The sequence below is a fragment of the Pedobacter soli genome (assembly GCF_900101435.1).
Classification (GTDB): domain Bacteria; phylum Bacteroidota; class Bacteroidia; order Sphingobacteriales; family Sphingobacteriaceae; genus Pedobacter; species Pedobacter soli.
In genome coordinates, this window is record NZ_FMZH01000006.1 from 202,521 (window position 1) to 214,968 (window position 12,448).

7 protein-coding genes are annotated in these 12,448 nt (G+C 40.5%); 3 read left to right on the forward strand and 4 right to left on the reverse strand.

The features are described 5' to 3' along the window. Positions 1–184: 184 nt before the first annotated feature. Positions 185–1,429, reverse strand: a complete 1,245-nt coding sequence (locus BLR37_RS14815; protein WP_090770094.1) for an efflux RND transporter periplasmic adaptor subunit — start codon at positions 1,427–1,429, stop codon at positions 185–187. Positions 1,430–1,607: 178 nt separating this feature from the next. Here BLR37_RS14815 and BLR37_RS14820 point away from each other — a divergent pair, with 178 nt between their 5' ends. From BLR37_RS14820 to BLR37_RS14830, 3 genes are all read left to right on the forward strand, one after another. Then, positions 1,608–2,978: a sigma-54-dependent transcriptional regulator gene (locus BLR37_RS14820; RefSeq protein WP_090769848.1), complete on the forward strand. Its 1,371-nt coding sequence runs from the start codon at positions 1,608–1,610 to the stop codon at positions 2,976–2,978. A 69-nt stretch (positions 2,979–3,047) separates the two neighbouring features. Further along, entirely contained in the window at positions 3,048–4,406 is a 1,359-nt protein-coding gene (locus BLR37_RS14825) for a sensor histidine kinase (RefSeq protein ID WP_090769850.1), read from the forward strand. Positions 4,407–4,537: 131 nt separating this feature from the next. Continuing rightward, entirely contained in the window at positions 4,538–6,727 is a 2,190-nt protein-coding gene (locus BLR37_RS14830; protein ID WP_090769853.1) for a bifunctional alpha,alpha-trehalose-phosphate synthase (UDP-forming)/trehalose-phosphatase, read from the forward strand. Positions 6,728–7,278: 551 nt separating this feature from the next. On the opposite strand, the gene BLR37_RS14835 is transcribed toward BLR37_RS14830, so the two are convergent. From BLR37_RS14835 to BLR37_RS14845, 3 genes are all read right to left on the reverse strand, one after another. Next, positions 7,279–9,063, reverse strand: coding sequence for a glycoside hydrolase family 15 protein (locus BLR37_RS14835; protein ID WP_090770096.1), 1,785 nt, complete (start codon positions 9,061–9,063; stop codon positions 7,279–7,281). Positions 9,064–9,208: 145 nt separating this feature from the next. Further along, positions 9,209–10,477, reverse strand: coding sequence for a glucose-1-phosphate adenylyltransferase (locus BLR37_RS14840; protein ID WP_090769855.1), 1,269 nt, complete (start codon positions 10,475–10,477; stop codon positions 9,209–9,211). 8 nt (positions 10,478–10,485) lie between these two features. Next, on the reverse strand, positions 10,486–11,898 hold the full coding sequence (locus BLR37_RS14845; RefSeq protein ID WP_090769857.1) for a glycogen synthase: 1,413 nt from the start codon (positions 11,896–11,898) through the stop codon (positions 10,486–10,488). Positions 11,899–12,448: the final 550 nt, after the last annotated feature.

Consider the following 12,448-nt stretch of genomic DNA (forward strand, 5'->3'; position numbering starts at 1 on the left):
GTATTGAGTATCAGGTGTTGGGAACTAGTAGCAAGTATTTAGTAACAAGTATTAAGTAGCAAGTAATTAGTAACTAGTATCAAGTATTTAGTAACTAGTATCAAGTATTTAGTAGCCAGACCTGATTATATTTTTAAAATTGTTTTTTAAACTTCCGCCAAACGATCATCGCAAGGCGCTTATCTTATTTACTTATCTCTACCTGGTCGTATTGCGTGAACTGATCGTAAGATGAAGTAATTACTTCGTCGCCTTTCTGTAAACCATCCAATATCTCATAGTAGAGGTAATTTTTACGTCCTATTTTAACATTTTTCTTGGTAGCCTTGCCATTGTTTACCACAAAGACCCAGGAGCCGCCTGTACTCTGAAAAAACTGGCCCTGAGCCAAAAGCAACGATTTGCTGTTATCAGACAAAGTTAGCTTGGTTTGCAGCGATAAGCCGCGGCGTAAACCGTCGGGTGCAGCAGTTTTAAAAACCATCTCCACCTGAAACTGTCCGGCAGTAACCTCCGGAATTACCTTACTTACGGTTAAATTATAAGTTTTACCATTAAACTCACAGTTAGCTGTTTGTCCTTCTTTTACCCTGTTGATATAGTATTCGTCTACGCCAGCCTGCAATTTGTATCCCTGCAAAACGTCAATCTTTCCGATCATTTCGTTCGAATTGTACGATTTCCCAATTACCGGATCATAAGAAGATAATTTACCTGAAACAGGTGCCTTTATGGTCATATTTTCGATGTTTTTGCGGATCATTTCCAAACTCTCGTTCATTTGTGCCATCGATTGATCGATTTGTGCCAGCTGCATTTTTCTGCTTTGGTTTTCCTGGGCAATAGCCTGCCTGACAATCTTACGTTTACCCTGGTAATATTCGTAATCCTGGCTCGATTTATTGAACTCCTGCAGGGTAATTACTTTTTTACTGAACAGGTTACTATCCAAACGAAACTGTCTTGCGGCTGTACGCAGGTTATTTTCTACGTCAAGTAGATCCTGGTTTAATACTCTTTGATTTTGTTCTAAGTCCAAACGCGATTTGCGCAATTGATTAATTTGCTCGGTGGCTGCTGTCTGGCTGGAAGTGTAACTTAACATGGCATTTGAGTTAGCAATCCGCAATAATGGAGTTCCTTTTACAACCGAAGCACCATTTTCGGTAAAAATTTCGGCTACGGTACCACCTTCCGATGAACTTACAATTACCGAAGTTAAGGGAACCACACTGGCATTTAACAAAACAACATCTTCAAAATCGCCAAATTCTACTTTGCTGATGGTTAATTTATCTGCATCGGCACTGTATACTTTCTTTAGCGATAAGGTGTAGCCATAAATCACAATTGCTACGAAAGCAAGGGCTCCGCCTATCATCAAAAGCGTTTTTCTGTTAAATCTTTTTTTCTCTATTTTTTTGTCCATGTGTTCGGTTGTACTGTTCGGTTTCTCTAATAACCAAGCTTGTGCCAAAAGCACTGAACACATTTAAACAACTAAAAATCAAATATTTACATATTTTTACTATTTTAACATGTTCATTATCGGACAGTTTATGTGCGCGAACGGACAGTTTAGTTACATTCGTACTAAGAATTTATTTATGTTAGACGCTACAGTTTTAATTATCGATGACGACGACGACATTCTATTGAGTGCGCGTTTATTTTTAAAACAACAGATTAAGCAGGTGATTACCTGTAAATCGCCCAAAGAGATCAATGTTTTACTGAGTAAAAACGAAGTCGACATTATTCTTTTGGACATGAATTACCAGAAAGGTGCCAGCGATGGTCGCGAGGGTTTATATTGGCTGGAGCACATCCTGTCGATTGATAAAGATTATGTTGTGATTTTAATGACTGCCTTCGGTAATGTTGAACTTGCCGTAAAAGCAATTAAAAACGGGGCTACTGATTTTATCCTTAAACCCTGGGAAAATGAAAAGCTCTTTGCCACAATTTCTGCAGCATCCAAACTTCGCGCATCGACCCGCAAGGTGAAGAAACTCGAGAAAATACATTCTTCGCTGCAAAAAGATATGACCCGTGGTTTTGATAACATTGTTGGTCAGGCAGAAGGGATTAAGCAATTGCAAAATACACTGCTGAAAGTAGCGCCAACCGATGCCAATGTGCTTATTTTGGGCGAAAATGGTACAGGAAAACAGGTTTTTGCCTACGAGATACATGGAAATTCGCAACGGAAAAACCAGGTATTTATGCATGTGGATCTGGGTTCACTAAATGAAAACTTATTCGAAAGTGAACTTTTCGGCTATGCCAAAGGTGCTTTCACTGACGCCAGAGAGGATAAACCAGGCCGCTTTGAATTGGCCGATGGTGGAACCATTTTTTTAGATGAGATCGGGAATTTAAGCTTACCGCTACAGGCCAAGTTACTGAGCGTTTTACAAAACAGAACCGTTACCCGTTTAGGCGAAAGTAAAGAACGTAAGGTAAACGTGCGCTTAATTACGGCTACCAACATGCCGCTTGATGAGATGGTAGCTAAAAATACTTTCAGGCAGGATTTATTGTTCAGGATTAATACCGTTGAGTTATTACTGCCTCCGCTACGCAAACGCGGAGAAGATATTTTATTGCTGGCCAATCATTTTATGCAGGTTTTCAGCACCAAATACCACAAAGAAATCCGTAATTTAAGCGCTAAGGCACAAGAGGTACTGCTCAGTTATAAATGGCCGGGTAATGTACGCGAGCTGCAACATGTTTTAGAACGGGCAGTAATTATGAGCGATGGTTCCGAAATTTCTGAAGCCGATTTGCAATTAAGTCCGCAGCGTTTTGCCCAGAACAATACCTTACCTGATGAAATGGCCTTAGAAGATATGGAGAAAATGATGGTGCAGAAAGCCATCGACAAACATAAAGGCAATATATCAAAAGCAGCTGCCGAGCTCGGTTTAACCCGTGCCGCACTGTACAGAAGAATTGAGAAATTTGGAATTTAAGCTGATAGCTGAAAGACCAAAGGTTAAAAGCTTTAGTCTTTCAGCTCTTAGCTTTCAGCTTAAAAAAATATGTTCTACAAACGCTTTACCTTTCGTTTAATATTCCGCTTACTGGTAATTAACCTGCTGGGCTACCTGTTGTATTACCTTATCAGCAATACCCAGCTTTGGTTTACCATTGCAGGCACAGCTTTATTACTACTGGGTGCCATTATTTCGCTTTATTACTACATTAACGAAATCCGGTCAGATATTAAACGATTTATACTGGCGGTAAAAACACGCGATCATACTTTAAATTTTAAAAACAAGGCTACAAGAGGCAGTTTCCCCGAATTGTACGAGTCTTTTGGCGAAATCCTGCAAGTGCATAAACAAATCAGGCTCGAACAGGAAGCAATGTTTCAACTGATTAAAACCATACTGGAACAAGTGCCTGTAGGGGTAATCGTGATCAACAATACGGAAACGGACGAAGAAAGCGAGGAAATTGCCTTTTTCAACCAGGCCGCATCCAACCTCCTGGGCATACCAGCCTATAAATACTGGCATAGGTTAAAACAGCACTTACCCGCTTTTGCCAGCGAAATAGAGCAAATTGTACAGGGTGGTAAAAGATTTTTGGAGTTAAAAATTCAGGATAAACTCATTCAGCTTTCAACCGAAGTTATTCCGTTAAACCTATATGGTAAAAATTATACCATTATCAGTTTTCAAAATATAAAGGATGAAATTGAGCAGAAGGAAACCGAAGCCTGGAACCGCTTAATCGGGGTTATTTCGCACGAAATTCTCAATTCTATTACCCCGATCAGTTCTTTATCCGATACCATTAACAGCATGGTAAGCGATAAGGAAAACCTCGATGTATCTGAAATGGATGACCTTAAAACGGCCTTGCAAACCATTAAAAGACGTTCAGCCGGTTTGCTCGATTTCGTAAAAGACTACCGTTTAATTGCCGAACTGCCCACACCAAACCTCGAATCGCACACCATTGGCGAAATCCTAAAGCACATTAAAGTGTTGATGCAACCTTTTGCGAGGGTTAAAAATGTGATTTTAGATGTAGAACAAACCTCCTCTAAAATTACCGTTCAGCTCGATTTAAAATTGATAGAACAAGTGCTCATTAACCTAATTACCAATAGCATTTATTCTGTCGAAGAGAAGGAAAACCCACATATTTCGGTTAGCTACCGGTTAGAGCACACCAAATTGTATATCGATGTAAGCGATAATGGAAAAGGTATTGAGGCGGCAGATCTTGAAAAAATATTCGTGCCTTTCTATACCACGCGCAAAAATGGTTCGGGTATTGGCCTTACCATTAGCCGCAACATCATGAAAATGCATCGTGGCAGTATCGAAGTGGTATCTGAGCCCAATAAACTGACCACTTTTTCGCTGGTATTCAATTACATTTAAACAGCCTATATCCAATTAAAATACCTGAATGATCTGCCTGAGTTAAATCATCTGAATGTTTGTAACTTAAAAATTCAAAACAAAAATGGTTTTGATTGTCTTCTATTAGTATAGATACATTAAATACAAGCATGAAGACAGTTATAATATCGAACAGACTACCCGTTAAAATTATTGAAGAAAATGGTCATTACACCTTTATACCCAGCGAAGGTGGCTTAGCCACAGGCCTGGGAGACGTTTACCGCTCAGGTAATTCGGTATGGATTGGATGGCCCGGAATTGATGTGCCTGAAGAAAGGCAACAGGAAGTAACCGACAAACTTTCCAAACTTAACCTTTATCCCGTTTTTTTAACCCAGGATGAAATTAACCTTTACTACGAAGGCTTCTCAAACGAAGTTTTATGGCCGGTTTTTCACTACCTCGTTACTTATGCGCATTATGAACAGAGCTATTGGGACTGCTATCAATCAGTTAATCAGAAATTTGCCAGCGCAGCTTTAAAAGTACTGCACAAAAAAGATAAAATATGGATACAGGATTACCAGCTATTACTTTTACCCGGAATATTGCGCAGTGAGCTGCCACAATCAACCATTGGTTTTTTTCAACACATCCCCTTTCCTTCATACGAAATTTTCAGACTCATTCCCTGGCGCGATGAGCTGTTAAATGGAGTGCTTGGTGCCGATTTGGTGGGTTTCCACACCTACGATGATGTACGCCACTTTTTAAGTACCGCCACACGCTTACTTCCGGTAAATTCATCAGCCAATGTTTTAAACAGTAATGAAAGGCAAATTGTGGTTGAAGCTTTCCCCATGGGGATTGATTTTGAGAAATTTTCCAGTCTCACCGCACGTGATGAAGTACAAAAAGAAATGGAATACTTCCGTAAGGGCAAAGAAGGTTTAAAACTCATTCTTTCTATCGACAGGCTCGACTACAGCAAAGGAATTTTGGAACGTTTAAAAGCACTCGAACTCCTTTTGCAACTACACCCCGAATATATTGGCAAAATAGAACTGTATATGGTGGTCGTCCCCTCACGCGATACCGTTCCGCAATACCGCGATTTAAAAGAACAGATTGATCAGTTTGTGGGTAACCTGAATGCACGCTACCGGTCTATTAACTGGATTCCGGTTAATTATTTCTACCGCTCTTTCCCCATCGAAGTACTATCAGCCCTATATTCAGCAGCCGATATTTGCCTGGTTACGCCCATGCGTGATGGCATGAACCTGGTAAGTAAAGAATATGTGGCCAGCAGGCAAAACAATGATGGCGTACTCATTCTGAGCGAAATGGCCGGCGCCTCGAAAGAATTAACAGATGCAGTAATAGTAAACCCCAACAACGTAGGCGACATTATGGAGGCCATTGTTCTGGCACTGAAAATGCCTCTTGAAGAGCAGCAAAGCCGCATGAAAGCCATGCGTGGCATTGTAGAAAAGTTTAACGTGAAACATTGGGTCAACAATTTTATTTTAAGACTAAACGAAGTGAAAGATTCTCAACAATCCTTATTAACCAAACATGCCGTAAACCTGATTAATGAAAATATTACCCGGCATTACCAGCAAAGTACCAACCGCGTTTTATTTCTGGATTACGATGGAACCCTGGTTGATTTTACTGGCAATATCGATGATGCATCGCCCGATGAAGAATTGTATGCGCTGATTAAAAAACTAACGGAAGATGAAAGCAATCAGGTGGTAATTATTAGTGGCAGAAGAAATGAAACACTCGAAAAATGGTTTGGCCATTTAAAGGTTGATATGATTGCCGAACATGGCGCCTGGCAGAAAACAAATGGCGAAAAATGGAATTGTCTGCCGCTGTTAACCGACCAATGGAAGCAGGAAATGAAAACCATTCTGGAGACTTACACCGACCGTACTCCGGGTTCGTTTATTGAAGAAAAAAGCTATTCGCTGGTATGGCATTACCGCAAAGCGGATGAAGGACTGGGCGAGTTAAGGGCAAATGAAATTGTAAGCCATTTAAGGATTCTGGCGGCCGATAAAGGTTTACAGCTGATGCCAGGCAACAAAGTTATTGAGTTTAAAAACATGGAAGTAAACAAAGGTAAGGCTGCCTTAAACTGGCTTTACGATAAACATCCTGATTTTATACTCGCCCTGGGCGATGATCATACTGACGAAGATATTTTTAAGGCACTACCCAACGATGCTTTTACCATTAAAGTTGGTAATAATATTTCAGAAGCCAAGTATTACCTCAATGATTATAAAGAGGTGAGAAAGTTATTGTGGAGTTTAGTTAAAGAGGAATTTGTAGACAGGGGTTAATCTTTTCGGTCGGTGTGACACCAACCGATAGGAATCCAATATACAATCCGTCATTCCCGTGAAAACGGGAATCTTAAAGCGAAATACAGGCACCGATAAAGTGTGAGAATTCCCATCCGATAGCTATCGGATCAAGCTGGGAATGACGATCAAAGACAACAAAGGATGTTAAGCTATTTTTTTCGGTCGGTGTGACACCGACCGATAGAAATCCAATATACGATCCGTCATTCCCGTGAAAACAGGAATCTTAAAGCGAAATACAGGCACCGATAAAGTGTGAGGATTCCCATCCGATAGCTATCGGATCAAGCTGGGAATGACGATCAAAGACAACAAAGGATGTTATGCTATTTTTTTCGGTCGGTGTGACACCAACCGATAGGAATCCAATATACGATCCGTCATTCCCGTGAAAACGGGAATCTTAAAGCGAAATACAGGCACCGATAAAGTGTGAGGATCCCATCCGATAGCTATCGATCAAGCTGAGAATGACGATTAACGAAAATGAGCTTCTTGCGAATATCCTTTTTTTTAATGCACAATCCCTACAAAAATATCGGCCTATCCAGTTTAATTGCAATGCGGTAAGCAGCATTCATTAAACCTACATGACTGTAGGCCTGAGGAAAATTCCCCCACTGACTACCTGTTTTGGCATCTACATCTTCGCTAAAAAGTAACAGGTGATTGCAGTATTTAATGATATTTTCGAATTCTTTAATGGCTTCATCGGTTCGACCAACGCAAGCCAATGCCTCCACATACCAGAAAGCGCAGATTAAAAAAGTAGTTTTTGGTTTCCCAAAATCATCAGCATGCAGGTAGCGGTAAAACAAGCCATCCTCTGTTTTAAGCTCTGCTTCCAGTGCTTTTAAATGATCTTTGGCCTTATCAGATGCCGGATCGAGGTAATTCATCATAATCAACTGCAACGTACTCGCATCCAAATGCTTGCTACCCACCGCATTGGTATATACTCTCCTTTCCGGATCGTAACAGGCTTCGATATGTGCTGCAGCTTTATCAATCAAAACCTGAGCGCGATCTTCGAAGTTTTGATTACCTATAGTTTTGGCCATTTTTAATGCGGCCTGTGCCCCTGCCCATTGAAAAAGATTGCTGTAACAATGCACATTGGCAATATTTCTGAACTCCCATATTCCGGCATCCTTTTCATCAATGGTACTTTCAATTTTAGATAAAACACTTTCTATCCATTTTACTGAGTCGCTCCGCTCCGAAAACACAAAGCGGTGATCGGTATATAGCGGCAGCATCGAAATTAAAACCTGACCATAAATATCATTCTGAATGTGTTCGTAAGCCTGATTTCCAATTCTGATCGGTTTCTCGCCTCTATATCCCGCTAAATGATCTAAAGTATTTTCGGTAATTTTTCTTTCGCCCGCAATGCCGTACAAAGGCTGGTAACGTGTATCTTCTGCATGCGAAATATCAGAGAGGTAATTGAAATACTTCTCCATCTCCTCAAAATGACCAATGTGATTGAGCGAAGTGAGTACATAGTGCGAATCGCGCAGCCAGCAATAACGGTAATCCCAGTTGCGTGTACTACCCGGCGATTCGGGTAAACTGGTGGTACTGGCAGCAATAATTGCCCCGGTATCCTCATACTGGTGAATTTTAAGCACCAGCGCAGAGCGGATAACAAAATGCTGATAAAAACCAGCAATTGATGAATGTTTAATCCACAAGCGCCAATAAGCAATCGTTTCGCGCAGGAAATTTTCCGAAGTACTTACAATCGGGGCTTCGAGATTTTGGCCATAGGTCATTACCAGGTATTTGGCTTCGTTCAGCACAAATGCTTTTTCATCGATAATATAAGTTAACGAAACATTGGTACTCAAACGGATATTTTCATCGCAACCTAAATAATCGATATGGTTACTGCCACGGCTTACGGTCATGGCACTTTTGCCATAATTGCACACCGGCTTACACTTAATTGTTATCCGGGGACTTCCGGTTAAAGGTTCAATTTTCCTGATCAACATTAAAGGTTTGAAATACCTTTCGTAAAGGTGAAAGCGGGGAGCAAAATCGGTTACCCGGTAAGTACCATCTTCGGCGGTAATTTCGGTCCGCAATACATTGGTATTTTCGATATAGTATTGATTGGAAGAAAATTCGCCTTGTGGCCTGATAGAAAACTCGCCTCCTTTTTGTTTATCCAATAAACTGCCAAAAACGAATGAACTATCGAAACGTGGCCAGCATAGCCATGATATATCGGTGTTTTTATTTACGTGGGCTAAAAAAGCGCAATTTCCTATTATTCCGGTTTGATATAAATGCTGTTCGGGCATAAGCTGTTTTATGTGTTTATAAATTAACAAGCCTGTACCCAAAATGTTGGCAGGAATGTAAAAAACCTACCCAACAGCAGTTAAATACAAAATAAAAAGCCAGCCTAGGTAAACTAAACTGGCCTATAGTTAATGATAATGATTGCTAAATTACAGTTCCGCTAGGCAAAGCCACTCCTTTTTTAATTACCACTATACCATCTTTAACGGCATAGAGTTCAAAGTCGCCATCTTCCAAATGATCGCCGCCATTAATTTTCACATCGTTACCAATACGGCAGTTTTTGTCGATAATGGCATTGTTAATGTAACACCTGTCGCCAATACCAATCAGCGAATTTCCTTTGCTTGTTTCTTCCTGTATTTCTTCGAAAGTCTGGTACCTGTCGCTACCCATAATGTAAGAATTGGTAATAACCGTATTCTTCCCTATTCTTGCCCTGATACCCAAAACGGCATGTTCTACCTTACTGGCCTGTACAATACAGCCTTCGGCAATAATGGCCTTATTTAAAGTGGTACCCGAAATTTTAGAAGGCGGTAACATCCGTGCCCTGGTAAAAATAGCGTGGTTACTATCGAACATGTTAAATTTCGGAATTTCGTCTGTAAGACCCAGATTAGCCTCAAAAAACGACGAAATGTTACCGATATCAGTCCAATAGCCTTCATATTGATAGCTTAAAACCCTGCTTTGGGTAATGGCACGCGGTAAAATTTCTTTACCAAAATCTTTCTCCTCTTCGTTTTCGTTTAAGATATTAATGAGGTATTCGCGGTTGAATACATAAATTCCCATCGAAGCCAGAAAATTACGGCCTTCACCCTGCATCTCCTCACCAGTATCCGAAATCCACTCTTCCAATCCGGTTTTTGGTTTTTCGATAAAAGAAGTAATCATATTTTCTTCATCGGCTTTCAAAATACCGAAATCGGTAGCATCTTTGGCTGTAACCGGAATGGTGGCAATGGTAATTTCCGCTTCAGCCTCAATGTGCTTTTCAATCATATCTTTAAAATCCATCTGGTACAACTGATCGCCCGAAAGGATTAAAATATAATCAAACTCATGTGAAACAATATGGTGCATGCACTGACGTACCGCATCGGCAGTACCCTGAAACCAGCCTGCATTTTGTACCGTTTGCTCTGCTGCCAGAATATCAACAAAAGCCTTACTGAAATGACTAAAGTGATACGTATTCTTAATGTGCTTATTTAACGATGCCGAATTAAACTGCGTAAGTACAAACATACGGTGGATGCCTGAGTTAAGGCAGTTAGAAATTGGAATGTCTACCAACCGGTACTTCCCTGCAATTGGAACTGCCGGTTTAGAACGTGTTTGTGTAAGTGGCGATAATCTAGAGCCCTGGCCACCGCCAAGGATAACGCCTAAAACTTTGTCAGTCATGTTTAAGCTTAATTTAATAATTGGTACAATTCTATATAATTTAATGCCGCATTATCCCACGAGTGGTCTAGCTTCATCATTGTTTTACGCACTGCTTTAAAAGCTTTTTTATTGTTATACAGTTCTACTGCGCGGTTAATGGCGTGGGTAACATCCCAAATACTGGTTTGGTCGTGGCAAATACCAAAACCTCCATCGCCAATATCAATCACGGTATCTTTTAACCCACCTATACGCCGTACCATGGGCACTGTACCATACCTTAAAGCATACAGCTGGTTTAAACCACAGGGTTCAACACGCGAAGGCATGATCAGGAAATCGGCACCGGCATAAATTTCGTGCGAAACCTGCTCATTGTAGCCAATGTAGGCATTATACTTACCCGGAAAAATATCCTTTAACTGATTTAAACGCCCTTCTACCCAATTATCGCCCGATCCTAAAACCAATACATTAATGTTATCGCCATGCTGCTGCAAAGCAGTATAAAATATATCAGGCAGCAAATCGGCTCCTTTTTCATCAACCAGCCGGCCGATAAAAGTAAAGAGGGGCTTAGACGCATCTAATTGAAAAACATTGCACAGAGCAGTTTTGTTTGCCTGCTTACCGGCTTCAACGGTCTTTATATTGTAACCTTTGCCCAGCATAGGGTCGGTTTCCGGATTCCAGACTTCGCTGTCAATACCATTTAAAATCCCTACCGATTTCCAGCGTTCCTGTCTCAACAAACTTTCTAAGCCACGGGCATTGTTCATCATTTCTTCGAGGTAGCTTGGCGAAACTGTAGTTACGCGCCACGCACATTTTATAGCCGAAGCCAAAGGGTTAATGGCATCATCCCAGCCCAGCAAACCACCCTTCCATAAATCGAAGGCCGGTAGGTAGTATAATTTATCCCAGCCAAATTGTCCCTGGTATTGGGCGTTGTGAATGGTTAAAACTGTAGGTACATGTTTAATGCTTTCGTATTTTAAACAATTCGATGCCATAAAAGGAATTAAACCGGTATGGTGATCGTGACAGTGAATTACATCCGGACGATGTTCCCATTGGGCAATCCAATCTAAAGTGGCAATCTGAAAAGCAACAAAACGTTCAGTATCATCGCCATAACCGTAAACATTCGGTCTGTCGGTAAGGCCTTTAATATGGATTACGTAAACATCGAAACCCAGTTTATTGGTTTTTTCTTTTAATATGCGGTAATGAAAATGATGATTACCATAGTTAGACCAGGCATCGTAGGTTACTTCAAATTCGCTTTCGCGGATGAATTTAGTGTCGTACGCCGGAACAACCACTTTGGCAATGTGGCCTAATTTATTTTGATACTTGGGTAAGGCCCCTACCACATCGGCTAAACCACCAACTTTTGCAACAGGGTAACACTCGGCACTTATATGTATAATTTCCATCAAATATTTGGTGTAGATAACCTAAGTAAGTTACTAATTGTTTTGAGCATTGCAAATAATGTAAATTATATTTTTAGGTGAAAATTCAGGGTTTGGGGATTTCTTATTCAGTGCACCTATTTCAGTGCTGAAAGGCAGTATTTTACCTGATTTTCCATAACTACGCAAAAGTACGCAAGCGTGTTTTCCATTAAAAAAAGTAAGCATTATAAAGCAGTTTAAAGTGCAAATTTAGCAGCAATAAAATCCGGGAAATATGCATTTAATCTGAGAATTATTATAGTTTCCCGCTGATTACGCTGATACACGCAGAGGTTTTAATAATCCTAAGTATTTAATCTGCAGTGATCCTCTTAAATCTGCGGGAGAATTTATTATAGTTTCCCGCGGATTGCGCTGATACACGTAGAGATTTTTAATAACCCTAAGTATTTAATCTGCGATGATCCTCTTAAATCTGCGGGAGAACTTATTATAGTTTCCCGCGGATTGCGCTGATAGACTCGGAGAATAAGCCTAAACAAAAAAACCGCCTGGCTCGCCCATGCGG